The sequence below is a fragment of the Thermococcus sp. SY098 genome (genome assembly GCF_035621495.1).
Taxonomy (GTDB): Archaea; Methanobacteriota_B; Thermococci; order Thermococcales; family Thermococcaceae; genus Thermococcus_B.
On the sequence record NZ_CP141821.1, the window covers coordinates 1,627,969 to 1,653,098 of the forward strand.

43 protein-coding genes are annotated in these 25,130 nt (G+C 39.3%); 8 read left to right on the plus strand and 35 right to left on the minus strand.

Features of this window, described 5'->3' with window-relative positions:
- Positions 1-36: 36 nt before the first annotated feature.
- Complete coding sequence (locus VFC49_RS09075; protein ID WP_324735290.1) at positions 37-354, plus strand: P-II family nitrogen regulator; 318 nt, start codon at positions 37-39, stop codon at positions 352-354.
- On the opposite strand, the gene VFC49_RS09080 is transcribed toward VFC49_RS09075, so the two are convergent.
- Both VFC49_RS09080 and VFC49_RS09085 read right to left on the minus strand, forming a co-directional pair.
- Entirely contained in the window at positions 351-1,079 is a 729-nt protein-coding gene (locus VFC49_RS09080) for a hypothetical protein (protein ID WP_013468432.1), read from the minus strand. The two genes, VFC49_RS09075 and VFC49_RS09080, sit on opposite strands and share 4 nt — an antisense overlap.
- 161 nt (positions 1,080-1,240) lie before the next feature.
- Complete coding sequence (locus VFC49_RS09085; protein WP_324735291.1) at positions 1,241-2,827, minus strand: sodium-dependent transporter; 1,587 nt, start codon at positions 2,825-2,827, stop codon at positions 1,241-1,243.
- Between the two features lie 600 nt (positions 2,828-3,427).
- Here VFC49_RS09085 and gdhA point away from each other — a divergent pair.
- Positions 3,428-4,690 (plus strand): glutamate dehydrogenase, encoded by a 1,263-nt coding sequence (gene gdhA / locus VFC49_RS09090; protein WP_324736712.1) that lies wholly within the window; start codon positions 3,428-3,430, stop codon positions 4,688-4,690.
- A gap of 77 nt (positions 4,691-4,767) precedes the next feature.
- Here the strand turns inward: gdhA and VFC49_RS09095 are convergent, their stop codons facing one another.
- The gene (locus VFC49_RS09095; protein ID WP_324735292.1) at positions 4,768-5,931 is read right to left on the minus strand and encodes a hypothetical protein; all 1,164 of its coding nucleotides are present in this window, start codon (positions 5,929-5,931) and stop codon (positions 4,768-4,770) included.
- Positions 5,932-6,064: 133 nt separating this feature from the next.
- Here VFC49_RS09095 and psmB point away from each other — a divergent pair, with 133 nt between their 5' ends.
- From psmB to VFC49_RS09125, 6 genes are all read left to right on the plus strand, one after another.
- Positions 6,065-6,700 (plus strand): archaeal proteasome endopeptidase complex subunit beta, encoded by a 636-nt coding sequence (psmB, locus tag VFC49_RS09100; protein ID WP_324735293.1) that lies wholly within the window; start codon positions 6,065-6,067, stop codon positions 6,698-6,700.
- 17 nt (positions 6,701-6,717) lie between these two features.
- Positions 6,718-8,664, plus strand: a complete 1,947-nt coding sequence (locus tag VFC49_RS09105) for a beta-CASP ribonuclease aCPSF1 (protein WP_013468439.1) — start codon at positions 6,718-6,720, stop codon at positions 8,662-8,664.
- A 30-nt stretch (positions 8,665-8,694) separates the two neighbouring features.
- Entirely contained in the window at positions 8,695-10,023 is a 1,329-nt protein-coding gene (gene thrC, locus VFC49_RS09110) for a threonine synthase (protein ID WP_324735294.1), read from the plus strand.
- 38 nt (positions 10,024-10,061) lie between these two features.
- Complete coding sequence (locus VFC49_RS09115; RefSeq protein ID WP_324735295.1) at positions 10,062-10,394, plus strand: hypothetical protein; 333 nt, start codon at positions 10,062-10,064, stop codon at positions 10,392-10,394.
- A gap of 3 nt (positions 10,395-10,397) precedes the next feature.
- Positions 10,398-11,087 (plus strand): ribose-5-phosphate isomerase RpiA, encoded by a 690-nt coding sequence (gene rpiA / locus VFC49_RS09120; protein WP_324735296.1) that lies wholly within the window; start codon positions 10,398-10,400, stop codon positions 11,085-11,087.
- 157 nt (positions 11,088-11,244) lie between these two features.
- Complete coding sequence (locus tag VFC49_RS09125; RefSeq protein WP_324735297.1) at positions 11,245-12,198, plus strand: integrase; 954 nt, start codon at positions 11,245-11,247, stop codon at positions 12,196-12,198.
- Here VFC49_RS09125 and VFC49_RS09130 read toward each other — a convergent pair.
- The 32 genes from VFC49_RS09130 to VFC49_RS09285 form a co-directional block, all read right to left on the minus strand.
- The gene (locus tag VFC49_RS09130) at positions 12,195-12,713 is read right to left on the minus strand and encodes a putative toxin-antitoxin system toxin component, PIN family (protein ID WP_324735298.1); all 519 of its coding nucleotides are present in this window, start codon (positions 12,711-12,713) and stop codon (positions 12,195-12,197) included. The two genes, VFC49_RS09125 and VFC49_RS09130, sit on opposite strands and share 4 nt — an antisense overlap.
- Complete coding sequence (locus VFC49_RS09135; RefSeq protein ID WP_324735299.1) at positions 12,668-12,964, minus strand: hypothetical protein; 297 nt, start codon at positions 12,962-12,964, stop codon at positions 12,668-12,670. The genes VFC49_RS09130 and VFC49_RS09135 overlap by 46 nt, the downstream gene beginning before the upstream one ends.
- Before the next feature lie 63 nt (positions 12,965-13,027).
- Entirely contained in the window at positions 13,028-13,987 is a 960-nt protein-coding gene (locus VFC49_RS09140; RefSeq protein WP_324735300.1) for a hypothetical protein, read from the minus strand.
- Between the two features lie 10 nt (positions 13,988-13,997).
- Positions 13,998-14,249 carry a hypothetical protein gene (locus VFC49_RS09145; RefSeq protein WP_324735301.1) on the minus strand — a complete coding sequence of 84 codons (252 nt, stop codon included), beginning with the start codon at positions 14,247-14,249 and terminating at the stop codon, positions 13,998-14,000.
- A 29-nt stretch (positions 14,250-14,278) separates the two neighbouring features.
- Positions 14,279-14,623 carry a hypothetical protein gene (locus tag VFC49_RS09150; RefSeq protein WP_324735302.1) on the minus strand — a complete coding sequence of 115 codons (345 nt, stop codon included), beginning with the start codon at positions 14,621-14,623 and terminating at the stop codon, positions 14,279-14,281.
- 5 nt (positions 14,624-14,628) lie between these two features.
- Complete coding sequence (locus tag VFC49_RS09155; protein ID WP_324735303.1) at positions 14,629-14,856, minus strand: hypothetical protein; 228 nt, start codon at positions 14,854-14,856, stop codon at positions 14,629-14,631.
- Positions 14,857-14,861: 5 nt separating this feature from the next.
- Positions 14,862-15,215: a hypothetical protein gene (locus VFC49_RS09160; protein WP_324735304.1), complete on the minus strand. Its 354-nt coding sequence runs from the start codon at positions 15,213-15,215 to the stop codon at positions 14,862-14,864.
- Between the two features lie 5 nt (positions 15,216-15,220).
- Entirely contained in the window at positions 15,221-15,367 is a 147-nt protein-coding gene (locus VFC49_RS09165; RefSeq protein WP_324735305.1) for a hypothetical protein, read from the minus strand.
- Position 15,368: 1 nt separating this feature from the next.
- Positions 15,369-15,554 (minus strand): hypothetical protein, encoded by a 186-nt coding sequence (locus VFC49_RS09170; RefSeq protein WP_324735306.1) that lies wholly within the window; start codon positions 15,552-15,554, stop codon positions 15,369-15,371.
- A 103-nt stretch (positions 15,555-15,657) separates the two neighbouring features.
- Entirely contained in the window at positions 15,658-16,377 is a 720-nt protein-coding gene (locus VFC49_RS09175; RefSeq protein ID WP_324735307.1) for a hypothetical protein, read from the minus strand.
- A 5-nt stretch (positions 16,378-16,382) separates the two neighbouring features.
- Positions 16,383-16,940, minus strand: a complete 558-nt coding sequence (locus VFC49_RS09180) for a hypothetical protein (protein WP_324735308.1) — start codon at positions 16,938-16,940, stop codon at positions 16,383-16,385.
- A gap of 71 nt (positions 16,941-17,011) precedes the next feature.
- Positions 17,012-17,929, minus strand: a complete 918-nt coding sequence (locus VFC49_RS09185; protein WP_324735309.1) for a hypothetical protein — start codon at positions 17,927-17,929, stop codon at positions 17,012-17,014.
- 28 nt (positions 17,930-17,957) lie between these two features.
- Positions 17,958-18,092 carry a hypothetical protein gene (locus VFC49_RS09190; RefSeq protein ID WP_324735310.1) on the minus strand — a complete coding sequence of 45 codons (135 nt, stop codon included), beginning with the start codon at positions 18,090-18,092 and terminating at the stop codon, positions 17,958-17,960.
- 100 nt (positions 18,093-18,192) lie between these two features.
- Positions 18,193-18,345: a hypothetical protein gene (locus tag VFC49_RS09195; RefSeq protein ID WP_324735311.1), complete on the minus strand. Its 153-nt coding sequence runs from the start codon at positions 18,343-18,345 to the stop codon at positions 18,193-18,195.
- Positions 18,346-18,354: 9 nt separating this feature from the next.
- A complete protein-coding gene (locus VFC49_RS09200; protein WP_324735312.1) occupies positions 18,355-18,597 on the minus strand; it encodes a hypothetical protein in 243 nt (80 codons plus the stop codon).
- Positions 18,575-18,841: a hypothetical protein gene (locus VFC49_RS09205; protein ID WP_324735313.1), complete on the minus strand. Its 267-nt coding sequence runs from the start codon at positions 18,839-18,841 to the stop codon at positions 18,575-18,577. Before VFC49_RS09205 ends, VFC49_RS09200 begins: the two co-directional genes overlap by 23 nt.
- The gene (locus tag VFC49_RS09210; protein WP_324736713.1) at positions 18,834-19,538 is read right to left on the minus strand and encodes an ATPase; all 705 of its coding nucleotides are present in this window, start codon (positions 19,536-19,538) and stop codon (positions 18,834-18,836) included. The genes VFC49_RS09205 and VFC49_RS09210 overlap by 8 nt, the downstream gene beginning before the upstream one ends.
- A gap of 24 nt (positions 19,539-19,562) precedes the next feature.
- Positions 19,563-20,225 (minus strand): hypothetical protein, encoded by a 663-nt coding sequence (locus VFC49_RS09215; RefSeq protein ID WP_324735314.1) that lies wholly within the window; start codon positions 20,223-20,225, stop codon positions 19,563-19,565.
- Positions 20,225-20,482, minus strand: coding sequence for a hypothetical protein (locus VFC49_RS09220; protein WP_324735315.1), 258 nt, complete (start codon positions 20,480-20,482; stop codon positions 20,225-20,227). The genes VFC49_RS09215 and VFC49_RS09220 overlap by 1 nt, the downstream gene beginning before the upstream one ends.
- 10 nt (positions 20,483-20,492) lie before the next feature.
- Positions 20,493-20,675, minus strand: a complete 183-nt coding sequence (locus VFC49_RS09225; protein WP_324735316.1) for a hypothetical protein — start codon at positions 20,673-20,675, stop codon at positions 20,493-20,495.
- Positions 20,672-21,049, minus strand: coding sequence for a hypothetical protein (locus VFC49_RS09230; protein WP_324735317.1), 378 nt, complete (start codon positions 21,047-21,049; stop codon positions 20,672-20,674). Before VFC49_RS09230 ends, VFC49_RS09225 begins: the two co-directional genes overlap by 4 nt.
- A gap of 9 nt (positions 21,050-21,058) precedes the next feature.
- Positions 21,059-21,670: a hypothetical protein gene (locus VFC49_RS09235; RefSeq protein ID WP_420719631.1), complete on the minus strand. Its 612-nt coding sequence runs from the start codon at positions 21,668-21,670 to the stop codon at positions 21,059-21,061.
- 102 nt (positions 21,671-21,772) lie between these two features.
- Positions 21,773-21,955 (minus strand): hypothetical protein, encoded by a 183-nt coding sequence (locus VFC49_RS09240; RefSeq protein WP_324735319.1) that lies wholly within the window; start codon positions 21,953-21,955, stop codon positions 21,773-21,775.
- 51 nt (positions 21,956-22,006) lie between these two features.
- Positions 22,007-22,219, minus strand: coding sequence for a hypothetical protein (locus VFC49_RS09245; RefSeq protein ID WP_324735320.1), 213 nt, complete (start codon positions 22,217-22,219; stop codon positions 22,007-22,009).
- Between the two features lie 6 nt (positions 22,220-22,225).
- Positions 22,226-22,573, minus strand: a complete 348-nt coding sequence (locus tag VFC49_RS09250) for a hypothetical protein (RefSeq protein ID WP_324735321.1) — start codon at positions 22,571-22,573, stop codon at positions 22,226-22,228.
- 5 nt (positions 22,574-22,578) lie between these two features.
- The gene (locus tag VFC49_RS09255) at positions 22,579-22,821 is read right to left on the minus strand and encodes a hypothetical protein (RefSeq protein ID WP_324735322.1); all 243 of its coding nucleotides are present in this window, start codon (positions 22,819-22,821) and stop codon (positions 22,579-22,581) included.
- A 2-nt stretch (positions 22,822-22,823) separates the two neighbouring features.
- Entirely contained in the window at positions 22,824-23,429 is a 606-nt protein-coding gene (locus VFC49_RS09260) for a hypothetical protein (RefSeq protein WP_324735323.1), read from the minus strand.
- A gap of 12 nt (positions 23,430-23,441) precedes the next feature.
- Positions 23,442-23,975 carry a hypothetical protein gene (locus VFC49_RS09265; protein WP_324735324.1) on the minus strand — a complete coding sequence of 178 codons (534 nt, stop codon included), beginning with the start codon at positions 23,973-23,975 and terminating at the stop codon, positions 23,442-23,444.
- Positions 23,976-24,215 carry a hypothetical protein gene (locus VFC49_RS09270; RefSeq protein ID WP_324735325.1) on the minus strand — a complete coding sequence of 80 codons (240 nt, stop codon included), beginning with the start codon at positions 24,213-24,215 and terminating at the stop codon, positions 23,976-23,978.
- Between the two features lie 11 nt (positions 24,216-24,226).
- On the minus strand, positions 24,227-24,637 hold the full coding sequence (locus tag VFC49_RS09275; RefSeq protein WP_056934861.1) for a hypothetical protein: 411 nt from the start codon (positions 24,635-24,637) through the stop codon (positions 24,227-24,229).
- Positions 24,634-24,852, minus strand: coding sequence for a hypothetical protein (locus VFC49_RS09280; RefSeq protein ID WP_324735326.1), 219 nt, complete (start codon positions 24,850-24,852; stop codon positions 24,634-24,636). The genes VFC49_RS09275 and VFC49_RS09280 overlap by 4 nt, the downstream gene beginning before the upstream one ends.
- The gene (locus VFC49_RS09285) at positions 24,836-25,129 is read right to left on the minus strand and encodes a hypothetical protein (RefSeq protein WP_324735327.1); all 294 of its coding nucleotides are present in this window, start codon (positions 25,127-25,129) and stop codon (positions 24,836-24,838) included. The genes VFC49_RS09280 and VFC49_RS09285 overlap by 17 nt, the downstream gene beginning before the upstream one ends.
- Between the last annotated feature and the right edge of the window lies 1 nt (position 25,130).

Consider the following 25,130-nt stretch of genomic DNA (forward strand, 5'->3'; position numbering starts at 1 on the left):
TATCTTTCTTAAAATCTAAGTATATTTGGTGATATTATGAAAAAGGTTGAAGCCATTATTAGGGAAGAAGATTTTGAGAAAGTTAAAAATGCCCTCAGGCAGCTTGGCATTGTTCCATTAACTGTGTACCCTGTTAAAGGTAGGGGAGTTCAAGGGGGAGTCCCTCCTTATGATTTGCTGCCAAAACTCAAAATTGAAATTGTTATCAAAGATGAGGATGTTGAGAAGGTTATAGATGCAATAATTAGAAATGCAAAAAGGGGAATTCCGGGAGATGGGAAGATATTTGTTTTGCCAGTTTATGATGCAATAAGAATAAGAACCGGAGAAAAAGGAAACGACGCATTATATTAGAGGAACGCATGTCTGTGCTTATAGAGACCATAAGCGGCATAACCGAGTAAAGCTACCTCAATTACCCCCAGCACGAGCAGGAATATTACCGCAAACTGGGCAAATCCGATACTTTTTCCCATCTGCTCTGCTATTCTTGCGAGCTCTCCTGGAGTTGTAAGTGCCCAAATGCTGTACCTAATTGTTAAAGCCCCCATCACCAGTGGAATTGGAATTACTGCATATGCCAGCATCAACCCCAGGCTTCCCCTTTTCTTCATGCTGAAGAGGGAGAGTAAAGCGGGTATTACCAATATCAACGCAGTTATGGCATATGCCGGTCCAAAAATGCCTGAGATTATGAAAAACGGAACTAATCCGTAAAGATACGCTTTGTAAACTTTGTTTAGCTCTTTAATTTTTCCTGAAAAATCATAAGGTGCAGCTTTTGAATACCTGTTGATCCTTTCGACATCTCTAACGTACTCTTTTTCTCCAAGGCGGTCTATTCTTTTATCGTAGGTGTTATTTTTTAACTCCACTGCCCTCCTATGGAAGAATTCGGCAAGCTCTACATTATCAACAACCACATCAGCAGAAAGTTCTTCAAAATTTCTTGCGGCTTCATCCAGTAATCTCAAAACTTTCTGCTTATTTTTTTCGGAAAGTGTCTTTAAGTTTAACACTCTTTCCTTTGTCTGTTTGAGAACCTCTGCAGTCTCTTTAAGAATTCCTGGGCTCTTCACAAAATACACCTCCCAAATTTAAAAAGGAAAAGAAGAGGCTTTAAGCCTTTTGTTGTTGCTCAGCCTTAAGCAACTTAGTAATGCTCCAGTACATCATGAAAAAGATTGAGCCCCATGCAAAAATCAGGAAAGCTAAGGCGCTGGCTTTCATCTTTACCACCTCACACCTTGATGATGACCTCGTTCTTTTCAAGCTCTTCTCCGTACTTCTTCTTGATTGCTAAGTATGCTTCGATGGCACCAATGATCAGGATTATGAGGATCACTATTCTTGCCCTGAGCACCAGTGGTACAGCGTCTGGATATGAGCCTCCAAGGACGTTCTCAACATAGGCTTTTGAAACGTGGAATCTAAGCGCTCCCATGCTGTAGTAGTCTTTTGTGTTTCCAATTAGGAGTACTGCCATGAATATTGGGGCGATATACATTATAATTGGCTTGAACCACTCTGGAACGTTGATAAATGCACCTTTGTGGAGCTCCTCCCAGAAGTTGTCTGGCTTGAAAAGCCACACGCCTACTATGACGTCGAAGAATCCAAGCAGTACGAGGAAGTATGAACCAACCCACATGTCAAGTTCGCTCAAGTAAACTAAGCTGCTGTCCAATGCAACTGGCAGTCCGAGGAGGAACAGGAATATGAACACCAACCATGTGCCGACCTTTCTGTCGATCTTGAGGTCTTCCTCAAGCATTGCTACCAGATAGTTGTATGTTGCGATAGCTGATGTGAATCCTGCGAACCATAGCAGGAGGAACCACATTGCACCAAATATTCTTCCTCCAGGCATGTGCATGAAAACGTTTGGCAGTGCCATATATGCTAATCCAACACCACCTTTGATTGCCTGCTCTGGTCCTAAGTATGCGAATGCGATTGGAATAGCCAATGAACCACCAAGTATAACCTCAGCGAACTCGTTAAGTGAGACCGTTGCTAAACCGGAGAGAGCAACATCATCCTCTGGTCCAAGATAGCTGGCATAGTTGTGAATAATACCCATACCCAAACTTAACGTGAAGAATATCTGTCCTGCGGCAGCTAAGCTTATCTTGAAGAAGTTTTGCTTTAATGCTGTAAAGTTAGGTGTCCAAATGTATTCCAAACCTTTAATTGAGCTCCATTCTGGCTTAACTGGTGAGCCAAGGGTTAGGGCTCTGATAACTAGTAAGATAGCGAACACATACAATAGTGGCATCATTACCTTGACCCATCTCTCGATACCCTTGCTGACACCCTGTCCTACCGCAATGCCAAGGAGAACCATTGTTATGCCCCAGAAGAATATAACTGCTTTGAGATTTGCTACATAGTTCAGGAAGAACTTCACGGTATCTTGTCCGAAGTATGCACCGGTAAGGCTGTAGTATGTGTATGCAGCTGACCATCCGATAACTTGGTAGTAGTATGAGCTCAGCAATGATGAAACTGAAAATGCCAGCATGCCGCCTATTATACCGAAAATTAATGCGGTCTTTGGTTTAACACTTTCTCTTGCCATCAAATAGAACATTGGTCCCAGTGTACCATGACCGTATTTTCCACCGTATCTTCCTGTTGTCCACTCAATCCACATCACTGGAATGCCCAAGAAGAACAGTGCAATGAAATATGGTATCATGAAGGCACCGCCACCATTGCTGGCAAGCTGGTACGGAAATCTCCAGAAGTTTCCAAGACCGATGGCATTACCTGCCATAGCTAAAATCAAACCAAGTTTGGTTGCCCATCTATCTCTTTGTTCCATGGTGCTTCACCCCAACCTTCAATATATCAAACACTGCAGCAATGCTCAAATATTTTGCAATTATACTCTACTTCGTCACTCATTAATAAAGCTTTCTCTTTTTTTATTTCGGCAAAAGACGATTTACTTGAGCTTAAAAGTAAGCAAACAGCATTTTTGTCATTTTTTCAATACTCTGGTAAAAAGTAAAAGATTTTTTGTCTTTCCGGTAATTTTTCTAATATATTTAGACTTTACCTGAGGTGGTTTCATAAAGGCTTTTAAGCATGAGGTGTTAAATTTTGTATCGCCCGATGATTGCAACGAGAGTGAGCTGAGCAGTGATGACCGACTTCTCGCTGAGGGCTTTTTGTCAAAAAATTTCATATGTCCGAAATTTTGGGACATTGATATTCTTTTGTGTACACTGATGTATGTAAACTTAAAGTTCTGTGGGCTTTTCTAAGCCGAAAAGTTTTGGAAATTTTCTTATTCTGGCTGAAATTTCCATATATAACCTTTCGTTTAGAAATAAGAGTTTTCCAAGCTTTTTCGGCGAAAGGTTTATATAGGTAATTGCCCAAAAGTGTATCGCCAATCACCTAAATTGGAGGGATGAACATGGTTGAGCAAGACCCATTTGAAATTGCTGTTAAGCAGCTTGAAAGAGCTGCCCAGTATATGGATATAAGTGAAGAGGCTTTGGAGTTTTTAAAGAGACCTCAAAGAATTCTTGAGGTAACAATCCCTGTTGAGATGGATGACGGTTCTGTAAAAGTCTTCACTGGTTTTAGAGTCCAGTACAACTGGGCTCGCGGTCCAACAAAGGGTGGAATTAGGTGGCACCCTGAAGAGACACTCAGCACCGTTAAAGCTTTGGCTGCTTGGATGACCTGGAAGACTGCTGTTATGGACCTCCCATACGGTGGAGGTAAGGGTGGTATCATCTGTAACCCGAAGGAGCTCTCCGATAGAGAGAAGGAGAGGCTTGCAAGAGGGTATATAAGAGCTATCTATGACATCATAAGCCCATACACGGACATTCCAGCCCCAGATGTTTACACTAACCCACAGATCATGGCTTGGATGATGGACGAATATGAGATGATCTCAAGAAGGAAGACTCCTGCCTTCGGTATCATCACAGGTAAGCCACCAAGCGTTGGTGGTATAATAGCGAGAATGGATGCAACAGCAAGAGGCGCTTCATTCACAGTTAGAGAGGCAGCCAAGGCTCTTGGATGGGACACCCTTAAGGGCAAGACAATCGCAATCCAGGGTTATGGTAACGCCGGTTACTACATGGCTAAGATCATGAGCGAAGAGTACGGAATGAAAGTTGTTGCAGTCAGCGACAGCAAGGGTGGTATCTACAACCCAGATGGACTCAATGCTGATGAAGTCCTTAAGTGGAAGAAGGAGCACGGCTCAGTTAAGGACTTCCCAGGTGCAACAAACATCACAAACGAAGAGCTCTTAGAGCTTGAGGTTGATGTCCTCGCACCAGCTGCAATTGAGGAAGTTATCACCAAGAAGAACGCCGACAACATCAAGGCTAAGATCATAGCGGAGCTTGCAAACGGCCCAACCACCCCAGAGGCAGATGAGATTCTCTATGAGAAAGGCATCCTTATCATTCCAGACTTCCTCTGTAACGCCGGTGGTGTTACAGTCAGCTACTTCGAATGGGTGCAGAACATAACTGGCGACTACTGGACAGTTGAAGAGACAAGGGCAAAGCTTGACAAGAAGATGACCAAGGCATTCTGGGACGTCTACAACACCCACAAGGAGAAGAACATCAACATGAGAGACGCAGCTTATGTCGTTGCCGTCAGCAGAGTCTACCAGGCAATGCTTGACAGAGGATGGGTCAAGAAGTGATCTTCTTCCTCTTTTCTTATTGTTCTTTTCTGTGAAAATTAGCTTTTTTGAAGATTAATTAAAAATCAAAAAAGAAATTAGGCTTTAGCCCAATATTCTTTTTCCTCCACCATTGCCTGAATCATCTCGTCCTCATTTTTGAACATGGTTCTCCTTGATGGATTCTGCATACCGTAGAACTCCATGAATGGGCTGGGTCTCCTCTTAAATGGATAATACAGATAGATTGCTGCCAGTGTTCTGTATGCTTCAGCCATCTCGCTTATAACTCCGGCTGAGATGCCTTCGGCATAATGGTAGACGGCTATTGCCTTGCTGACGTCAACAAGGTTAAAGTCCCTTTCTACCAGCTGTCTTCTTAGAATGTCCGTTGCCTGCTCGATGTCTTCTCTCTCAAGCTCTTCGACTTCTTCTCCATCAAAGATGTTTTTAATCCTAATCTTCTTTATCCCCGGATTTCTTTCGACTTGATTATCGTACTCTGCAACGATCCACCAGTCATCTAAGGCACCAGGGTCAAGAACAGTAAAGTATTTGCTGAGCTTTTTGTAGAACCCTCTAACTCTGTGGTAGTATTCTTCTTCATGCCCGGTCATCGGGTAGCTGAGATAAACGAGGGGCTTTTCTTTCTCGTGGAATATTAAATCTATGAACGTTTGATATGGATGTCTTATTCCAAACTGGAGGATATATCGGACTTCTATGCCTTCTTTTTTCAGCTCATGAATTAGCGTTTTAACATGATTTATAGCATCTTCTCGCCACATAACTAAGGTGGTTAGCTTTATGTTATCTTTTTCCTTTCCAAATCGCTCGAACCACTCTGGATCATTTATAATCCTTCTCCTGACGCTTAGAATATCGTCAAGCATTATTACGACTCTGTCAGGCTTGAGTAGTTTTAGATTGCTGAGAGTAAATCCCAAAACACTCCCACTCCCCCATCTAAAGAGGGAAGGTGTTGAAACCAGATGAAACTTCTTGTCGCTGTTGTCTATATGCATCCTTATTTTTTCAAAAGCTTCGTCTCTAATGTCATTCATTAAATCTGGGTGGCTTATTGCAAAGTCAAGAACATTTTTTCTCGTGATTTTGACCCCCCTTTCCTTCCCCACCTCTTTTAGGTATTCAAAGACATGATAGTAGGCGTAGCTCTCTTTTTCTGCAAGCTTTAGAGCTTCCTCAATGTATTCATCTCTTCCGTTAAGCGGAGGGCCAGTTAGGAGAATTACCTCTTTCATTTTTGCCACCTTTTAATTTTGCTCAAAGCTGTTAGATTTTCATCAAAGAAGTTTATAAATCAACCTCCCAAATGCGAAAACTTTAAATAGTATTCAGGATTAGGGGGTTTTGTAGAGTTCTATCTGTTCTATCATGGCTAAAGGGGTGTTGCACTTGAGTAAATTTAAAGGGACAACAACAGTAGGCATTGTTTGTAATGACGGAGTGGTGTTAGCAGCGGATATGAGAGCAACAATTGGCAACATGGTTATGTCAAAGAATGTCACAAAGATATTTCAGATAGACGAGCACTTAGCGTTGGCAGGTGCAGGCAATGTGGGGGACATCTTAAGTCTTGTCAGGATGCTCAGGGCAGAGACCAAGCTTTATAGAGCAAGGGTTGGCAGGGAGATGAGTGTTAAGGCTTTGGCAACATTAACAGCAAACATTCTCAATGGGACAAAATATTTCCCATATCTTGGCTGGTTCTTAATTGGGGGCTATGATGAAAAGCCAAATCTTTATTCTGTTGATATGGCTGGAGGAATGACTGAGGATAAATATGTTTCGGCAGGTTCTGGTATGGAGTTTGCATATGCTGTTTTAGAAAATGAATACAAAGAGGACATGAGTGTTGATGAAGGCGTTAAATTAGCAGTTAAAGCAATAAACACTGCTATTAAGAGAGACATTTTCACGGGAGATGGAATACTGGTTGTTAAAATTACAAAAGAAGGATACAGAGAACTCGACAAAAAGGAAGTTGATAAGATTCTCAAAACTCTTTAAGTTCAGAGGTGAGTAAAGTGATAAAGAGGGAGAGCTTTGTAGATGACATTTTAAAGGAAATGAGGGAGATTATAAATCAAATGGTTCCAAGAGAAGCGAAAATAACAGATATTGAGTTTGAAGGCCCTGAGCTCGTTATTTATGTTAAAAATCCCGAGGCAATAATGCAAGATGGGGATTTAATTAAAAATCTTGCTAAGGTTCTCAAAAAAAGAATTAGTGTCAGACCTGATCCAGATGTGCTTCTCCCTCCCGAGAGAGCTGAAGGCTTGATTAAGGAGATAGTACCTTCTGAAGCTGAAATCACAAACATAAGCTTTGACCCTTCTGTTGGTGAGGTCATTATTGAGGCTAAAAAGCCGGGACTGGTTATTGGAAAGAACGGCGAGACATTAAGAAAAATAACACAGAAGGTTCACTGGGCGCCGAGAGTTGTTAGAACCCCACCTTTACAGTCCCAAACAATATATTCGATTAGACAGATTCTCCAAACAGAGAGCAAAGACAGAAGAAAGTTTCTCAGGAATGTGGGGAGAAACATTTACAGAAAGCCGGAGCTTAAAAGTGAGTGGATCAGAATAACGGGTCTTGGGGGCTTTAGAGAGGTTGGAAGAAGTGCCCTACTTGTTCAAACAAATGAAAGCTTTGTTCTGGTTGATTTCGGAATAAACGTTGCAGCGTTAAATGACCCAAAAAAAGCATTTCCGCATTTTGACGCCCCTGAGTTTAGATATGTCTTGAATGAAGGATTGCTGGACGCTATAATCATCACCCACGCCCATTTGGATCACAGCGGATTGTTACCATATCTCTTCCGCTACAACCTCTTTGATGGACCAATTTATACAACCCCCCCAACAAGGGACTTAATGGTTCTTTTGCAGAAGGATTTCATCGAAATACAGCAGAGCAACGGTGCAGAACCGCTTTATAAGCCAAAAGACATAAAAGAAGTTGTAAAGCATACGATAACCCTCGATTATGGGGAAGTAAGGGACATATCTCCAGACATGAGGCTTACCCTTCACAACGCTGGACACATTTTGGGTTCTGCCATAGTTCATCTCCACATTGGAAATGGGCTCCATAATGTGGCAGTTACGGGAGACTTCAAGTTCATTCCAACAAGGCTGTTTGAACCTGCCAATGCAAGGTTTCCAAGGCTTGAAACGCTGATCATGGAGTCAACATACGGAGGAAGCAATGACTATCAGATGCCAAGAGAAGATGCAGAGAAAAAGCTCATTGAGGTTATTCATCAAACGATAAAGAGAAAAGGAAAAGTGCTTATCCCAGCAATGGCCGTTGGTAGGGCTCAGGAGATCATGATGGTTCTTGAGGAGTACGCAAGAGTTGGCGGCATTGAAGTGCCGATATATCTTGATGGAATGATCTGGGAGGCAACAGCAATTCACACTGCCTATCCAGAATATCTGAGCAAGCACTTGAGGGATCAGATATTCCACGAGGGATACAACCCATTTTTAAATGAAATATTCAAGCCAGTTGCAAATTCTAAGGAGAGGCAAGACATAATTGACAGTGAAGAGCCAGCAATCATAATAGCATCTTCTGGCATGCTTGTTGGTGGACCGAGTGTTGAGTACTTCAAACAACTGGCGCCAGATCCAAGGAATTCAATAATTTTCGTCAGCTATCAGGCAGAAGGGACACTTGGAAGGCAAGTGCAGAGGGGTCTCAAAGAAATACCAACAATTGGGGAGGGTGGCAGGACAGAAGTGATAAGGGTAAACATGGAAGTACACACAATCGATGGATTCTCAGGTCATGCTGATAGGAGAGAGCTGATGAGCTACGTTGCAAAGGTAAGGCCAAGACCCGAGAGGGTAATCACGGTTCACGGTGAACCACAGAAGTGTCTTGATTTAGCTTCAAGTCTGCATAAAAGATTCAGCATCTCAACAAGAGCACCCAACAATCTGGATGCAATAAGGTTAAAGTGACCTTTTTACTATCTATCTTTTGGTGATAGCATGAGATGTCCAAGATGTGGGAGAGAGTATTCCTCTTTTATTCCTCCACGATGCCTATGTGGTGAACTGCTTGAGATAACATATGACTACTCCGCCGTTAATCCAAAGAAGTGGAAAAACCGTGAGAAAGGAGTTTGGCGCTATAAAGAGCTTCTACCAAGAGTTGATGAGATCGTAACTCTCAAAGAAGGGGGAACTCCCTTAGTGAAAGCTAAAATTGGTGAAATGTTAAATCTCAGCGTCTACATAAAAGATGAGACTCGAAATCCTACAGGCTCTTTTAGAGACAGACTCGTAACTGTTGGGGTTTCTTATGGCCTCCCTCATGCTGATAATGGTTTTATAGTTGCAAGCGATGGAAATGCCGCTGCTTCTTTAGCTGCTTATGCTGCAAGAGCTAACAGAGAGGCTTTTGTTGTAGTGCCGAGAAGGGTCGATAAAGGAAAGCTCATTCAAATGATAGCCTTCGGTGCAAAGATAATCCGCTATGGGGACAGTGTTGATGAGTGTGTAGATTACGCTAAAGAGCTTGCAAAGCTCAATGGCTTGTACGATATAACCCCAGAGAACAACATAATTGGATTAGAGGGACAGAAAACTGTAGCTTTTGAGCTTTGGGAAGAGATAAATCCAACACATGTTGTTGTTCCAACGGGAAGTGGGAGCAATCTCTACAGCATTTATAAGGGTTTTAAGGAGCTTTTGGAGATTGGGGCAATTGAGGAATTGCCGAAGCTAATAGCTGTTCAAACAGATAAGTGCAACCCAATAGCGAGTGAAATTTTGGGGATAAGACAAAAGAGAGAATTCACAAAAGCTTTAGGGCTTTATGTTAAGGATCCTGCAAATCGGGAAAGAGCAGTTAAAGCTGTAAAAGAAAGTGGTGGAACAGCTGTCGTAGTTAGGGAAGATGAACTTGACTTGGGAGAAAAGCTATTGGCTAAAGAGGGTGTTTTTGTTGAATACGCATCAGCTGTAGTAGTTCCGGCTCTCATTAAGCTTAGCAATGAGGGATATTTTGAAAAAGACGATAGGATTGTTCTCATTGTCACTGGTTCCGGGCTCAAGAGCTATTATATAGATGAGCGTGAGAAGTTCTCCATTGGTGGAACTAAGCTTAAAATCCTCAAATTGCTGAAGGAAAAGCCTATGTACGGCTATGAAATATGGGAGAACTTAGAAAAGCCAATGAAGTATCAAGCAGTTTACCAGCACATTAAAGAGCTTGAGAGCTTGGGGCTCATAGAAGAGGCATACAAGAAAGGAAGGAAAATTTACTACAAATTGACTGAAAAGGGACAGCGCTTGTTGGAGAACTTTGAAGAATAGAAAGAATTTTAAAGACCTTTAAATACTAAGCCTTTTAGGTGGGAAACGTGAGAGTTGAGAGCAAAGTGTCACTTGTCATCTATGCAATGGGGGCTTTGGGTGGGATAATCAGCGGTGTACTTTCTGCTAACGCTAATCTTGGCTACATTGCCGGTCTGCTCTTGTATCTGCTAACTCCTAAGGTAATTAAAGCCACTATTAAGGATCTGCCTGGAGAACTGCAAGACGAGAATGTTCTTCTCAAGAAGTCATTTTGGGGCTTCCTGTTGTTCTGGTTTTACTTCACGATACTCGTTTACAACATAGTGCTCCCACAGCAGCCTGTGTTCTATTCAAATCAGAGCTTATTGTATAACGCAACAAAGGGATGAATTATGAACACTGAGGAGATGAAAAAGCTGGTCGCAAAGGAGGCTTTGAAGTATATTGAGGACGATATGATAGTTGGGTTAGGTACTGGTTCCACAACAGCGTATTTCATCAAAATGCTGGGCAAGATGATTATGAACGAGGAGCTTTTTGATGTTTATGGACTGCCAACTTCATATCAAGCGAGAATTCTGGCTTTGGAGAGTGGAGTTCCGGTTGTTAGTTTAGATGAAGTTGATGCAATAGATATAGCCGTTGACGGGGCAGATGAGGTTGACCCGCATTTAAATTTGATCAAAGGCAGGGGAGCAGCTTTAACCATGGAGAAAATTATCGAGTATAGAGCTGGAACTTTTCTCGTTCTCGTTGATGAGTCTAAACTTGTGGAATATCTCGGACAAAAAATGCCTGTTCCAATTGAGGTAATTCCAGCGGCTTGGAGGGTTATAAAGGAAGAGCTTGAAGTTTTTAATGCTACAGCTGAGCTCAGGATGGGTATTAAGAAAGACGGCCCTGTAATTACGGACAATGGAAACTTCATACTTGATGCCAAGTTTGAAAGGATTGAAGACCCTCTGGATTTAGAGATTGAGCTTAACAACATTCCTGGCGTCGTGGAGAATGGAATCTTTGCTGATATAGCTGATATTGTCTTGGTCGGCACTAAAGAGGGTGTTAAGAAGTTGGAACGCTGAACATTCATTTAAAACTTGACCATAAGGTTTTTAAAACTGCACTGTTGTATAGAGTGATGGAGCGGGGGTTGCCGAGCCTGGTCAAAGGCGGTGGACTCAAGATCCACTCCATTCTAAAATCCAAGTCATAACAACCGAGAAAAGCCAAAAAGAAGTTATGGACATGCTTCAAGAGCCTGACATTTTTTCTGAGCCAATTACCAAAAAGCAACCTTCTAAAGGCTTTCTGCTTAACGACCTATGGAAAGAGTATAAAAACAAATTCCTAAGCTGGTATCTAAATAAGAAATATAAAGGCAAAACATTAGACCAACTGGAGAAAAACCAACGCAAAACAGTCAAATCATACATAAGCGCATTGGATAAACTATTCAGCAAATTTAAGATCAAAGACAACTTAGACATCATGGAAGCACTAAAAGCGCTAAATTATGGAAAATGGTATGCAAACGGATTAAGAAACTTCTTGAACTTCTTATTCGAAATTGGCTTAATCAACATGGAAGATTATGAGAGAATGAAAAAAGCAATACAATCAAAGAAAGCTGAAGCACCAAGCGAAGAAGTCTTTGAAAAAATTAACATCAACGAAATCAAAAAAGCATACAAAAGAGCAATCGAATACGTTAAGACAAAAAGCAGAATACCAAACGATCCGTTTCCACTATTCTTCAAGTTCTTATACTATACTGGCTTAAGGCTTGATCAAGCGGTTAGAATCTTCAAGAACTTGAAGAAAAGCGACATTAAATTTGAAGGCAACATTGCTTATATCCTAACACATGAAGCAAAAAGAGGAAAGAAAGGAACTTACATCGCAATAATGCCTAAACACTTTGGAGAAGAATTAGCTGAAAATATAAGATACGTTGGCAACCTTCCAGAGAGAATTGATAAGCGCTTTGGTAAAGAAGGCATCAACTTTGGTGCAAAACTGCTTAGAAAATTCCACTACAACTTTTTAAGACAAAATGGCGTTGAAAAGGACATTGCAGAATTCATTCAAGGACGTTCAAGCGTTGATGTTGGATCAACACATTACCTTGATAAAATCAGACTTGCGAAAGAACAATATAAGAAAATCGCCGATAAGTTTCCAAAACTCGATTAAAGCTTCTTTTTCTTTTTGTTTGCTTCATAAAATTCCTTGATGAATTCTTTTGGTGTTAAGATGTAGAACTCATGAGAATTCAGCTTAAACTTTCTCGCTTTATCTCTGATTTTAAGCAAATGCTTCCTGTCATAGGTTATCAAAAACTCAGCTTTAGCATTATAGACAACATCAAGAAACGGAATGTCCTTTTCATCTTTTACAAGCTCCTTAATACGCTTACTCTTCTGGAAACTCTTTTTAATTGATATTAGCTTAGAAGAAGATATAACGGCACTAACTCTTAATATTGCAACTTCGACTGGAATCTTCTTTATTATTTTTGGATATGCCACCACGATCTTGTATTCTTGGAGTGTTTTTCGAGAGTAATAGTTAGTTATCTGACCAGTTAAGACTTTTTCAATCACTTCAAAGGCATATCCTTGTGAGGACATCAAAGCGGCAATTAAAACTGAAGTATCAAGGACTACTCTAAACCGAGCTTTTTGAGCTTTCTTTCGATTTCTTTCCATCTCTTGATTTCCTCCTCAGCCTCATAATAAATCTCGATTGCTTTCTCCTCGCTTATGCCAGTTCTTTCACTCTTCCATTCCTGTAGTACTTGCTGAACTTCCTTTTTAGTCATTTTCTTGGTCTTGAGTTTTTTTAGATTAGCCTTCCACTCGTAATACTCTACAAGCTCTTTAGGTGAAACACCAACGGCCTTTGCAACTTCATTAATGAGGAGCCTAACACCTTCAGAGTTTTTCACTTTTGTAGCCATCCAACTCACCACTCTAACCTTTGCATTAATCGTTTAAAAATTTGGTGAAAAAGAGAAAAGCATTCAAGGCAACTTATTGAAAACATAGACTCCATCGTATTGAGCAACTATGCTTATTGTAGTATCGTAATCCGCATAGGCATACTGAAATATTGCTGGATTCAGATTTTGGAACGGTAGAAATATAACTTTCCTAATTGTTACTGCTTGTAGTCGCATAAAGTATCTTGATACATCAGTATCATCTAAGGATGTTGAATATAATGCTTCAACATATAATCTCCCCCTTGAAGCATCATAAATATTGTATGCAGTTACATTTACGATTGCTGAAAAGAATTTGTCGTTTATAATGTCTGTTGTTCCTGCATTCATTGGATATATCCATAGTCTTCTATATCCATAGCTCTTATTTCCTTGAATTGTAATCTTTAGTGAAGCATCAGTAACTAAACCAACATCGCTAACGTAAGTTGCGACTCCTCCACCTGAAGCGATTAATTTAAAGTATAAGTCTGCTAATCCATTTACTCCTGTCAATCTCGTTCCATCAGTTATATTGGTTAGTGCCAATCCTGAAAAATTCCATTTTTCAAAGATAATATCACTTTCGTTTGGATATTGTGTTGAAGTCCATGATCCATCAGCTTGCTGAATGTAGCAATGAATATTCACTGTAATGTTATCCTCTCCAAACAGTTGTGTCAATGCTGAATCTTTGTAATACTGAACTTTTATCAGCACTTGGTCTTTTTGTGTTTCGGTCGGCACAGTTGAAGCAACAAGCTTCTCATTAAGCTCTAAAACTGAATATGCGTTTATTGTGTAAGTTTTCTCAGTTACTAAGTTTCCAGCACCATCATCAAAATACCAAAGCAAGTTTCCTTGACTACTTATGCTAAGTTTTACATAAATCGCCTTATCGCTTGTGTTATTCACTTTTGCTGGAAGATATGTTGCGTATTCGCTCAAACTCTCCTTGTAGTATTTCACAAGTGCCAAATCTCTCACATAACTCGCCATCTCACTCACCTCACACAAGCGTTATATCAGTCGCATAGCCTAAACCATCGCTCAAGGAAACACCAAAAGCTAAAGCGCCTAAACTTTTACTTAGTGAAGTTCCAAAATGCAAAACACCAATATTTTTGCTTAAACTCGATCCATAGTGGACAGTACCTATGCCTTTTGAGGAGCTTATTCCAAAGCCTAAGCTTCCAATGTCTATTTCAATAAATCCACCTTCGAGGACAAAACTACCACCAACGCCTTTCAGCATCAGCATTTTTATCACCTTGATAGAAAAATTAAAGATCAAATGTAGCTGATGTTCACTAACACGGAATCAGTTATTGTTGTTCCAGGCTTTGGCTCGATCTCAATCACGATTTTACTAACTCCACCTTTTGGAATTGGCAAAAAGAACACTTGTCCATTCAAGCCTTTGTAGAACTTATGCTTCCAGAATGGTCTTGTATCTTCCTCTTTCCTTAGCTTAACAATAACATAATCGTCATTTCCATGACTAACGCTGATGGCGCAAATGTGAGCTTTTCTTCCGAAATTTACCTCGTCTTTAGTCTTTGAAGCGTCAAGCTCGACTGGTATATTATCAGCATCTTCAAACTCAGCATAAAACTTTTTTTCACCAAAAGTCATCTTTCTCACCGTCCTTTATGACTATCAACGTATTTTTTAACTAACAAAAGCGTTAGTGCAAGCAATAATAACATTACTCCACTTCCAAAAAGCCTTTTCCAAAGCTCCAACTTCCTCTCACCTTTATCCGCTGATTTTACCATCTCAACCTTAGGCTTCTCAAAAGCGATTTTCCTTATTGCCTTCTCACTAAAATCATAACCTCTGAATTTTATCAGCTTAACATAAGCCATTCTACTCACCTTTTCTTTTTGCTCTTCTTGCCTTTCTTTCCTTTCTTCTTACTCTTTGAATTTGCCTTCTTTTTCTTTCTAACTCTACCTTCAACCTTTTCTCTAAGATTTCTCAGCTTTTTCTTGAAATTCTCAACAATTGCATAAGCCTTTCTCTTCTTTCCTTCAAGCTTAGAATCTCGCTTAATAACTGTTGTTTTTAAGAAGTTTAAGCGTCTCATTGCTTTGGCATAAGAAATCTTTCCACTCACGAAATCATGAATTATCTCCTTACAAATGTCTCTAACCTCTCTCAGATTGTCTAAACCTTTCTCTCCAGTATCTTTAACTCGCTTTCCTAAGTAAATTGTGTTAGCCATGATCATCACCTTGAAGCTCTTTTAACCTCGCTCCTTGTTGCTTTTCCAACGATCCTAAGCTGTCCATTCTTCAACCTCTTAGCCTTCATCCAAATGCCAGTTTTTGGATTATAGAAATAGGTATATTTTCTACCAACAATCTTTTTCGCCATTTCACCTCACCACACCATTTAATTTACCTTCAAGTTTTGACAAACGCTTTTCATGATCGAAAACTCTATTTTCAAGCTCATCAAGCTGGTTAGTTATCCTCTGAAGCAAAGCCTTATTAGCGCCAACTGTCGTTATTGCCGTAACAATTGCGGTAGCCAAAGCCGTGATTAAAGCCTCTTCATACATGATAATCACCTTATCCGCTTGATGAACTTAGTAAACTGCACTTGAAACGCAAACCAAAGCAAAAATAGAATGAAAGCCTCAAAGATTGTTTTTCTGTCAAGCTTCATAGTGCAATCACCGCCTTTTCTATTGGAACTGGTAGAATTCTTCTCTTTTTATAATCCAGAATAGGCTTGATCCTCATCTGTTTTGGTAATGGTGAAGCTGGTCTTCTTCTCTTGTAGTATCTTGCTATCGCTTGCCATCTCTTACCATAGATTTTGGCAAGCTCCTTATTTGTCTTATAAGTTGGCTTAGCTTTAATCCTCGCTTCATACCTCGCCTGCCAGCGCTTACCTTCAATCGCCATTATCTCTTTATTAGTCTTATAAGTCGGTTTAACTCTCTCAGCCTTCTTTTTCTCTTCTTTCGGCATCCACAAACCTAACTTAGTTCCAATTATGCTTTGTTTCCTCTCAACTTTGCTATAATCTGGTTTGTAAGGCTTAGCGTTCTTTGGCAAGGAATAACCTTGCTCTTTCAAAGCGTTATAAATCGTCTCATCAACCAAATAAGGCTTATTTGGTTCTTTTGAAGCTCTCTTTGTGATTATCTCAACCGTATCCTTTGGTGTTAAAGGTTTAGTAAATCCATATTGCTTGATCTCTTCAATACCTTCTTTAACACCTTCTTTAATTGCCTCTAAACTTGCTCCGAACTTCTTGATTTGCTTATAAACTTTGTATCCAAAATAGACTATTGCAATTCCAGCAATACCGTAAACTGCAAGCTTTGCGATGTTTCCTTTCTCTTTATAAGCCATGACAACAGCTGGTAAAGCCATTTTAATCACCTTCTCAAAATCTTGAGCACTATGAATGCGCCAAGTGCAAGAAAAACAACTTTTTTAATATCAAATCTCGCCTTTTGCTTAGGCTTTGATTGAACAGTAACCTTGAACTCTCTTTTTGGTATTGGCTTTGGTTGTGGTAGTGGTGAACTTAGATTCTGCTTAGCTCTGATTATGGCTTGTTTAGATTTAGGCTTTGGTTGTGATGTTGATTTTTTTCTAATAAGACCTATAGGTCTTATTATTTGTGGTCTTTTAATTCTCCTTATTGGCTTTTTAATAACTCTCTTCATTAGTCTTTTTTTTAAAGCATTCTTCCATTGTCTCTCATAAAGTCTTTTATTCCTCTCATAAATTGATCTATAAGCCTCACCAAAGCGCTTAAGGTCTTTTTCATTTCTTTTCATCGCTTCTTTGTATCTCTGTTCGTTTGCTAACTTTTCAAGCTCTATAAGCTCCTTCCAAGCTTTAACCTGTTCTCGTGTTCCAATTGGTCTTGCAATTTTTTTTAATTGTTTTTTCCTCTCGTAATACCATTTCCAGCCTTTCCACTCCATTTAAATCACCTAAAAACTGATTTTAGCAAATCTGATTTAAGCAAAAGCTGATTTAATGAAAAGAAAAGGAATCAAAGGACTACCAGCTCGTGGCTGATGTATCTAACCTTTCCGCTTGCGCTTGCCTTAAGTGCAAGTTTGAATACTCCAATTTCAGCTTCTGTTAAGTCTAATCCACCATCAACAAGCTCCTGGTCATAGTCAATGACATTAACACCGCTAAGGACTGTATCAAGTCCATATTCGACCTTATCAAGCTCTTGTCCAGTCTTCCAGTCCACCTTAAGCAATTCGATGTTCAAAGGTCTTGTTTGCTTAATAGCATACTTATCAACTATATCGGCTCTTGCGCCTGTGCTGTCAAACACTGTAATGAATCCTCTCCATGCAATAGCGCCAGTTGGAATATTAAGAACCTCTTCAAGCTCAGTTGAAGCGCTGAAATCAGCTGTCTTTGTCCATACCTTAGGCTCAATGAACTCACCTTCATAATACTCAAACCATTCCTCTTCATCGGCAAATACAAGCTTATCAAGTGTTATGATAACTGAAGCGTCGCTTATGCTAACATCAGTTGCAACACTTGTATTGAATCTAATAAGCAGATCAAGGCTTTCTTTAGCAAGTGCATGTATCTCTCCAGCGTCTAAGAATAACAAGAATTGTGCTGTAGCAGTTCCACCAGCTGGAACGCTGATTGTATCAGAAAGCTTAACGCTCTTTGAAGCAGAATCGTAATAGTTCATAATTGCAACATCAAGACCTGAAAGTGCATACTTAATGTCGTTAGCGTCTGCGGCAACTCTAATTTCCTCAATTGCCTTAAGTATTTGCTCCATAGTTACATCAACCGCTGAAGCTCCAGCGTTGCTAAGTGTTAAATTAAACAAAAGTGCTATTCTCTCAATAACACCATTTCTTGGAAGACTAACGGTGTTGTTTGTAAGTGTTATCTTATTATCCAAAGTTTCTTTAGCTTTTCTAACCACTTTTATCACCTCTCACCTAATTTTAACCTCACTTCTTCAAGAATTTCTTAATCACATAAGGCTTTACAACGTATTCATAGCCTGCTAGGCCAACTATAACGCCGAACACTCCAAACAGAAAGTCGTCAATATTGCTTGCTATTTTCTTCAACACTCTCAACATCTCTCCGCACCTCGCAAGGTTTTTTCAAGAAAAGTTCATACCAATATGTTAAATAATATCATTAACAAAAAATGACAAAAGTAAATATAAAATGACAAAATCAATCATTTCTTCTTTCCTTATAGACATTATACAAATGCTTTATGACAGCGCTAAAACTTATATCCTTCTCTGAAAACTTATTTTTCTCAGCTAATTTCGCTTTTAGCTCTTTTAATATCCTATATGCCTCAGCATCAACATAAATTTGCATTTTACCACCTCACAAAACGCCTTTTAATCTCGCATACATCCACCAAACTACAACCGCAAGACCGTAAATATAGCCGATCAGAAACTCTACAATATCGCCTAAAGTTGCCGTTGGCTTTTCCTTCTCTCTGATTTGATAAACCGTGTAAATAAGCAGAATAAGCAAACTGTAAATTAAAGCAAATGCTGAGACAAAGCCTAAGAAAGCATGCCATAAGCTTCTTTTGTCATCAAAAATATATTCTCTCGCCATAGAGCTTCACCTTAATCCTCACCTTATGTGCTTTACTTATCCTACATCTCCTTTCTCTAAATGTTCCGTGATCTATCACCAATCTAAGCTTTTTTTCATAAAGTATTGCTTCTAAAAGCTCAATTTCTAAAAAATCAATAAAGCAAAAATTAGATATGAGTCTCGGAAGTCCTAAGGCATGCTCACATGGCACTCTATTATAAGTCTCATAAAATCTTTTACATATCTCGCTAACTTCAACCATAATGCTTAGTCCTCCTTATGATGTATTCACGCCTAATAATCCGATAATCCATCCTCTTAGGATCAAACTCTAAAACGTCATGTTGCCTTAGCTGGTTGTTTAATTCCTCAAAATCTGGAATCATTTTGCTCAAATAGAACAAGTCATTAGGAATGTAATGTTTAAAGATAAAATGCCTCTGAGCCTGCCTGAAAAGCAACTTTGGAAAATCAGCGATTGACTGAGTTATCGCAATTGTGTAAAGCTTTGCGTCTCTACCTTCTCTAAACAACTGTTCAAGCTCCTTTCCAGCTGTTCTACTTGAAGGATTATAACGGTGCGCTTCCTCAACAACAATGATCTTATCTCTATCTTTTTTGAAAAGCTCATTCAGAATTGGCTTATAATAATACTCAATAAGTCCATCAACGCCGATCTTTGAAATCAAGCCTTTAGTTGGAATAACTAAAAGCTGATCATAGTTCACCAGCTTTGAAAAATCATAACGGACATTAGGCTTAATTTTCAACAATTTAACGCCTTTCAGTGCAACTAAGCCAATGTGATTTTTAACCTTTGTATCGAGGATTATAAAGCGCCTTCCTTGTTCATGCGCTTGTTCAATAAGCCAACCAGTAAAAAAGCTCTTTCCGCTTCCAGTATTGCCGTAAATTAAATCAATTGACCATCTTGGAATTTCAATATCAATCAACGCCATCCTCACCACCTTGAAAAATTAAAATTAAGAGGAATTCAGATTCTTTCTAACTCTCGCTAACAGATCAGAATTAGCTTTTAATTCTTCTATCTTCTCTCTATTTTCAATTTGCTTTTCCTTTAGCTCTTTATTCTCCTTCTTTCCTTCAATTCCAGCCTTAGCCTTCTCCTTCAATTCTTCTTTCGACTTTTGCTTATTCTTAGCACTCTTAATTTGCGCCAAAGCTCCAAGACCAATAAACGCCGTCGCCAAAACTCCAATAGCCAAACTGAATTTTGGATAACTCACCATGATATTTTGTCCTTCCACAAGCTGATAATACCAGAATCCAACGTTCAATGAAGGTTTAGCAACCTCATTCCAAAGCTCCAGATCCAATTCAACATCATACTTTTTGCCGTATTTCGCCAACAGCTTAAAGAATCTGTCCAGCATAAGCGTTAAGCCATGATTCTTCTCCTCAAACTCTTCAATTCTTTCTAAAAACTCATCCTCGCTCATTAAACGCCTTGCTGGTCTCTCTTCAAACTCTTCCTCTTCAACTTCCTCAGCTTCCGCTAAAGCTTCCTCTTCCAATTCCTCATCATCAATAAGTTTCTCAATCTCTTTATCAGTTATGACTACTTCATCAGTAACGTCTTTTTTCTCGATTTGAATTTCTCTCGCTTCAACTTCATTCTCGCTCATCATAATCGCCTCACAAATTCTTTAAGTTTTTCAAACTTTTTCGCTCTCTCTTCAATCTCTCTTTTCCTCTTCTCAAGAACGAACTCTAAAAACTGCTTGATTAAGTCATCATTGGCATTCATAAACTCAATCAAATCATCAACACAAACCACTGGAAAGCTGTTCCAAACGCTTAGCTCCTTAACTATTTCCTGTTTCTTTCCTTTCACTTTCCTTATTGCTAATACCTCATGCTCTCTTATCAATCTCAAAGCCATTCATCTCACCTTAGCACCAAATTTTTTTTACAATCTCAAAAGTTAGATCCTTGGCAATCTCGCTAAGCTCCTTAGCGTTAGAATCTGAATCCTCGACAACAACATTGATCATCCTCGTTGAATCAAACTGAATCATAACTGCAACACTCTTATACTTCTCAACTTGCTTCTCGCAATTTTCACAAGTCATCATTCAACCACCTTTGCCGTAATAACTAAAACAAGCTTTTTCTTCTCCTTATCTTGTAAAACAACCTTCAAAATGTTCTTTTCCTCATCGTATTTTGATGCCTTAATGTATTTGCCTGCTTTCTTCATGACTTTAAGAACAATATCACCTAATGCTTTTTGTAGCTCTTCATCGCTAATCTCATCGCCTTTTTGCTCAAGCTCTTCGAACTTCTTTGAAATATAATCTTTAATCTCCTCAAAATCAGCCTTATCAACCTTAAACACTTCCTGAAGCCATAAGCCAAAGTTTATGACATCCTCAATAAAGCTGATCAATTGAGGATATCTTATACCAGTAAAAGCCATCTTAACACCATTTACCAGCTCACCGAACATTTTACCACCTCAACCGCTCAAATTCTTCTTAACTCTCTCCAGCAAAGGATCATGCTCAACCTCTACCTCTTCTTTCGGCTTAGACTTAGCAAAAGCGCCTAAAGTCTTTAAATGATTAATCAAGCTCTCAAAGAATCCAAGTTTATACAGAATATAAGCCAAACCAATGGCGACCATCAAGGCTTTAACTCCAAATCCAAACCTTGGCTTAGGTATTGGAATACCTCTTTTCACCTTTTCAACCTTAGGCTCTTCAACCTTTTTCACCTTAGGTGATTCACTCTTTTTCTCCAACTTTGGCTTTTCTTCTCTCTTCTCTTCAACCTCTTTAGGCTCTTCATCACTCAAAATCTCCTTAACCTCACTCTCACTTTCAACCTTTTTCTCTTCAACTTCAACCTTTGGAACTTCTAAATTCACCTTCATTGCGCTTTCTTTCGCCTCGCTTCTCTTTCCTAAAATCTTCTTTCGCTCTTCCTCTGGAAGTTTTAGAAAATCCTCATACGGCATTGCCTTCTTACTCTTACAAACAGTGCACTGTGGCTTTTTGGCTCTGCTCCAATACTGATTTCCACATCTCAAACAAACATATAACTTCCTACCTCTCGCATCTTCAACCATTCTCACCACCAAGAACCGCTGATTTCACCAATTTTCACCTTTGTTTTTGCGGTGAAAGTTAAATAATATCATCAACATTTGATGATAAATGTAAATAGGAAATCAAAGAATCTCATTAAGCGCCAATTCTGTAATTCTGAGAAATTGTTTTTCAAAAGGTTTTGTTGCTTCTTTCTTCATTTTCTCCAAAAGCGCTTTGAGTTCAACCGCTTCAAGCTCGCTGATTTCACCTTTCATCAACTTTTTTCTCAGTTCAAAAAATCTCGCTTTCTCCTCGATTTTCATTTTCGTTCACCTTTTTGGATATAATCATTTGTTATATCCAAATTTGAAAAATCAAACAATCTCCTTCTCATCTTCCTGTTTTCTTCTCCACTTCTCCAGAACATACTTACCTTCTGTTAATGCTGAACCATAGCGCATTCCAACAGTAAAACCTTGAAGATAAGCTTCATTTGTTCCTCTCTGGTAACCAATAGCATAACTAAGCGCTGAGACAAAAATTAAAGTAAAAAGATAAACGCCAATAACGGCGAACTCCAAAAGCATGTTCTATCACCAGAACTTAAGCCTTTGCCAAAATGGTTTTCTTAACTCATCTTTCAGTCTCTCAATCTCCATCTTGTAAAGCTCTACCTTATTCCTCAATTCTTCATTCTCCTCTTTCAACTTCTCATAAAGCTCTCTCCATGTATCCGCTTCCTTCCTAAGCTCTTCAATACGCTTCTTAAGCCTCTCATTCTCAACCTTCAAACCATAATACCTAATCAAATGATGTCTAATTATAGCACTCCTCGTAACTCCTTGTTCTTTCGCCTCACTCTCAATTTTCTTATAAATCAACTCTGGAACTCTCGAACCAACACCAACCAACTTCTCCATCTTTCTAACAAATCTCACCATCTCACTCACCTTAGATCAAATTTTACAAAATTGTGAATTCTGGTGGTCTCATACCTATTGAACACAATCAAAACCTCATCGCCAATGCACTCTTCATCTTCATACCAAAGCCTTAAAACCAAATGTCCAAAGTCATTATAGCTCACCTGCACTTTGTTAAAACGCTCACTCAACAGCTTCCAAACCTTCCAAACTTCCGCACCATCCTTATCTTCCTTAACTAACCTTCTCTTAATAACCTCAACCATCTTCACTCACCAAACAACTTTTTCGCCTCATCCAAACCTTTCTGATTAACAGTCTTCCAAAACGAAAGCTTATCCACACCTAAATCTTCCAAAATAACGTTAATTTCTTCAGTAATCCGCCTCTGCTCTCTCTCAATCTCCATAAGCTCTCTTTCACTCCAAACCTTTAGCTTTCTCTCCTTCAATTCCAAATACTTTCTTGCAAGAGTCCACAAATCCACTTTTTCAACTTGTAAATCCTCAAGCTTCTTTTCAAGCTCAAGAGCCTTAGCCTTCCACTGCTTAAGCTCTTCATTCTCACTTTCCAAAACCTTAATCCTCGCTCTCAAAGCTTCGTTTTCCTTTTCCTTAAGTTCAAGCTGAGTCTCAAGCCTCTTAATCCTCTCAAACAATTCATCCAACTTATCAGCATACATAACATAATGATAAATCGCTTCAACCTCACTCTCAAACTTGCCTTCTTGGACTAATCGTTTAAGCTTAGCTTCCAAGTCTATTGGCATTTTGTAGTATTTTCCTTTGATTCCTTGTTTCCACTTTGGTGGTCTTCCTGGTCTCTTTCGTGGCTTTGGTAGAGGATCAAAATCGTAAGCCTTAGCAACCATCATAACTCACCACCATCATAGAACATGCTTGATAATCCACTCTTTGAGCTGTTCATCAGTCAAAGTGAGCATCTTATCTTTCTCCAGAAGAACGACTTCATGATTCCTAACCTTCATGATTTTAGGCTCTGGAATCTTTGTAATATCCGTGAGATACCACCAGCGCTTACCGTTGCCAGCTCTAATGATCCACAAATAAGGCTTATTTGTAATCTCAGAGATTTTCTTAGCAAAATCATATTGAGTCTTTGAGTAAATCATTGAGTCATGCAAATAATTGACTTCCTCTTTAGTCTTGAACTCAATGAATGCCTTGATGTCATTCTCTGCATAGTCAAAAACCACCGTATCAATGTCGAATAAACCAATGTGGAAATAATCAACCTCTCGCTGAGCATCCAGGAACACATGCGAGAATTCAATGCGAGTCCTTGAGTCCACTAAAACGTTACCAAAGTAATCAAATGTTTTCATTACGATGTCTCTATACTTTGTAAAAACTAACTCTCGCCTTCCACCACCAGTTTTATTTAAATCCTTCAACTGCATTCAAAACCACCTCGCAAGAGTTCTAAAACTCTCGCTCTCCAAATCAACAACCTTCAAACCAACTGGTTCTGGAGTCCAAACGAAAATAAGGCAATATTTGAAGCCGTAGTGCCTCATTCTTTCAACCGCTAACTGCTCAGCTTCTTTAATATCTCTCGCTGGAACGCTGAACTCAATTAACTCACCGCTAAAGCGCTCTAAACTCTCAAAATTGTTAGAGTAAAGGAAAGAATAAATCATTCTCGCTCACCTCACCAACGATAAAAGATGTCTTTACCTTCTGGATCAGTCCAAGGTTCAGCTGGAATAGGTCCATCTCTCGAAACTTCCTTTGATAGAGCTCTATCGAAATTTTCTTCGTCATGGTCCAGAGCTAAAGTTTCTTCGACTCCAGGTCCTACACTCGAAGATTCTTTCGCTATGGTCCTTTCGAAAGTTCCTTCACTTCCTGGAATCGAAAGTTTCTTAGATTCCTTGCTTAACCACTTGAGAAACTCAATTATTGCCTCGCCTTTCTTTTCCGAAATCTCAAACTCCTCATCCTCAGACCAACCATTTAAATGAACCTTCCACTTGTGCTTCTTACTATCATAATCAAAGCTAATGCTCTCAATTTTGTCAATGTCAATCTCAAACTCACGCCAATTTACATAAACCTTCATTCTACACCACCTAAACCAAAGGCTTTCGGAAAAGCTGAGAAAACTAAATCTCTGTCCTCTTCCTTAAAGCTCAGAACAAGCTTGATTTTGTTGTCTTCAAGCTCAACATTTGCAACCTTAACCTCAATCACTTGCCTAAGCTCTTCAACTTTCTTCAACGCCTCGCTGAAAGCCTTAAGATTTGAAATATCAAAATATTCAATGAGAAGAGGCATTTTCCTCACCTTCCTTTTTTGACTCCTTAAAAACGCCTTTCCAAAGCATTATTTTGCCGTCCTTGATATAGAACCAACCAGCTTCGGCCTCCAAAACGTTAATCAAAGTCTCCAACTGCTTTTTGTCCTTCAGGACATGCTTTATTTCACCATCAGGTTGGTAAATTATTGCAATAATCTCGCCGTCTTCAGTAATTTTCGCTTGAATTGCTGTAATCTGCTCAACATTCACAACATCAATCCATTTGTCGTCTCTCTCAAAAATAAGCCAAGTCATT

Excerpts from the sequence above, each read along its gene's own strand:
- VFC49_RS09075 (WP_324735290.1), top strand. The coding sequence starts at position 37 with ATGAAAAAGGTTGAAGCCATTATTAGGGAAGAAGATTTTGAGAAAGTT.
- VFC49_RS09085 (WP_324735291.1), bottom strand. The coding sequence starts at position 2,827 with ATGGAACAAAGAGATAGATGGGCAACCAAACTTGGTTTGATTTTAGCT.
- gdhA (WP_324736712.1), top strand. The coding sequence starts at position 3,428 with ATGGTTGAGCAAGACCCATTTGAAATTGCTGTTAAGCAGCTTGAAAGA.
- VFC49_RS09095 (WP_324735292.1), bottom strand. The coding sequence starts at position 5,931 with ATGAAAGAGGTAATTCTCCTAACTGGCCCTCCGCTTAACGGAAGAGAT.
- psmB (WP_324735293.1), top strand. The coding sequence starts at position 6,065 with ATGGCTAAAGGGGTGTTGCACTTGAGTAAATTTAAAGGGACAACAACA.
- thrC (WP_324735294.1), top strand. The coding sequence starts at position 8,695 with ATGAGATGTCCAAGATGTGGGAGAGAGTATTCCTCTTTTATTCCTCCA.
- rpiA (WP_324735296.1), top strand. The coding sequence starts at position 10,398 with ATGAACACTGAGGAGATGAAAAAGCTGGTCGCAAAGGAGGCTTTGAAG.
- VFC49_RS09125 (WP_324735297.1), top strand. The coding sequence starts at position 11,245 with ATGGACATGCTTCAAGAGCCTGACATTTTTTCTGAGCCAATTACCAAA.
- VFC49_RS09130 (WP_324735298.1), bottom strand. The coding sequence starts at position 12,713 with ATGGAAAGAAATCGAAAGAAAGCTCAAAAAGCTCGGTTTAGAGTAGTC.
- VFC49_RS09135 (WP_324735299.1), bottom strand. The coding sequence starts at position 12,964 with ATGGCTACAAAAGTGAAAAACTCTGAAGGTGTTAGGCTCCTCATTAAT.
- VFC49_RS09140 (WP_324735300.1), bottom strand. The coding sequence starts at position 13,987 with ATGGCGAGTTATGTGAGAGATTTGGCACTTGTGAAATACTACAAGGAG.
- VFC49_RS09145 (WP_324735301.1), bottom strand. The coding sequence starts at position 14,249 with ATGCTGATGCTGAAAGGCGTTGGTGGTAGTTTTGTCCTCGAAGGTGGA.
- VFC49_RS09150 (WP_324735302.1), bottom strand. The coding sequence starts at position 14,623 with ATGACTTTTGGTGAAAAAAAGTTTTATGCTGAGTTTGAAGATGCTGAT.
- VFC49_RS09155 (WP_324735303.1), bottom strand. The coding sequence starts at position 14,856 with ATGGCTTATGTTAAGCTGATAAAATTCAGAGGTTATGATTTTAGTGAG.
- VFC49_RS09160 (WP_324735304.1), bottom strand. The coding sequence starts at position 15,215 with ATGGCTAACACAATTTACTTAGGAAAGCGAGTTAAAGATACTGGAGAG.
- VFC49_RS09165 (WP_324735305.1), bottom strand. The coding sequence starts at position 15,367 with ATGGCGAAAAAGATTGTTGGTAGAAAATATACCTATTTCTATAATCCA.
- VFC49_RS09170 (WP_324735306.1), bottom strand. The coding sequence starts at position 15,554 with ATGTATGAAGAGGCTTTAATCACGGCTTTGGCTACCGCAATTGTTACG.
- VFC49_RS09175 (WP_324735307.1), bottom strand. The coding sequence starts at position 16,377 with ATGGCTTTACCAGCTGTTGTCATGGCTTATAAAGAGAAAGGAAACATC.
- VFC49_RS09180 (WP_324735308.1), bottom strand. The coding sequence starts at position 16,940 with ATGGAGTGGAAAGGCTGGAAATGGTATTACGAGAGGAAAAAACAATTA.
- VFC49_RS09190 (WP_324735310.1), bottom strand. The coding sequence starts at position 18,092 with ATGTTGAGAGTGTTGAAGAAAATAGCAAGCAATATTGACGACTTTCTG.
- VFC49_RS09195 (WP_324735311.1), bottom strand. The coding sequence starts at position 18,345 with ATGCAAATTTATGTTGATGCTGAGGCATATAGGATATTAAAAGAGCTA.
- VFC49_RS09200 (WP_324735312.1), bottom strand. The coding sequence starts at position 18,597 with ATGGCGAGAGAATATATTTTTGATGACAAAAGAAGCTTATGGCATGCT.
- VFC49_RS09205 (WP_324735313.1), bottom strand. The coding sequence starts at position 18,841 with ATGGTTGAAGTTAGCGAGATATGTAAAAGATTTTATGAGACTTATAAT.
- VFC49_RS09210 (WP_324736713.1), bottom strand. The coding sequence starts at position 19,538 with ATGGCGTTGATTGATATTGAAATTCCAAGATGGTCAATTGATTTAATT.
- VFC49_RS09215 (WP_324735314.1), bottom strand. The coding sequence starts at position 20,225 with ATGAGCGAGAATGAAGTTGAAGCGAGAGAAATTCAAATCGAGAAAAAA.
- VFC49_RS09220 (WP_324735315.1), bottom strand. The coding sequence starts at position 20,482 with ATGGCTTTGAGATTGATAAGAGAGCATGAGGTATTAGCAATAAGGAAA.
- VFC49_RS09225 (WP_324735316.1), bottom strand. The coding sequence starts at position 20,675 with ATGATGACTTGTGAAAATTGCGAGAAGCAAGTTGAGAAGTATAAGAGT.
- VFC49_RS09230 (WP_324735317.1), bottom strand. The coding sequence starts at position 21,049 with ATGTTCGGTGAGCTGGTAAATGGTGTTAAGATGGCTTTTACTGGTATA.
- VFC49_RS09235 (WP_420719631.1), bottom strand. The coding sequence starts at position 21,670 with ATGGTTGAAGATGCGAGAGGTAGGAAGTTATATGTTTGTTTGAGATGT.
- VFC49_RS09240 (WP_324735319.1), bottom strand. The coding sequence starts at position 21,955 with ATGAAAATCGAGGAGAAAGCGAGATTTTTTGAACTGAGAAAAAAGTTG.
- VFC49_RS09245 (WP_324735320.1), bottom strand. The coding sequence starts at position 22,219 with ATGCTTTTGGAGTTCGCCGTTATTGGCGTTTATCTTTTTACTTTAATT.
- VFC49_RS09250 (WP_324735321.1), bottom strand. The coding sequence starts at position 22,573 with ATGGTGAGATTTGTTAGAAAGATGGAGAAGTTGGTTGGTGTTGGTTCG.
- VFC49_RS09255 (WP_324735322.1), bottom strand. The coding sequence starts at position 22,821 with ATGGTTGAGGTTATTAAGAGAAGGTTAGTTAAGGAAGATAAGGATGGT.
- VFC49_RS09260 (WP_324735323.1), bottom strand. The coding sequence starts at position 23,429 with ATGATGGTTGCTAAGGCTTACGATTTTGATCCTCTACCAAAGCCACGA.
- VFC49_RS09265 (WP_324735324.1), bottom strand. The coding sequence starts at position 23,975 with ATGCAGTTGAAGGATTTAAATAAAACTGGTGGTGGAAGGCGAGAGTTA.
- VFC49_RS09270 (WP_324735325.1), bottom strand. The coding sequence starts at position 24,215 with ATGATTTATTCTTTCCTTTACTCTAACAATTTTGAGAGTTTAGAGCGC.
- VFC49_RS09275 (WP_056934861.1), bottom strand. The coding sequence starts at position 24,637 with ATGAAGGTTTATGTAAATTGGCGTGAGTTTGAGATTGACATTGACAAA.
- VFC49_RS09280 (WP_324735326.1), bottom strand. The coding sequence starts at position 24,852 with ATGCCTCTTCTCATTGAATATTTTGATATTTCAAATCTTAAGGCTTTC.
- VFC49_RS09285 (WP_324735327.1), bottom strand. The coding sequence starts at position 25,129 with ATGACTTGGCTTATTTTTGAGAGAGACGACAAATGGATTGATGTTGTG.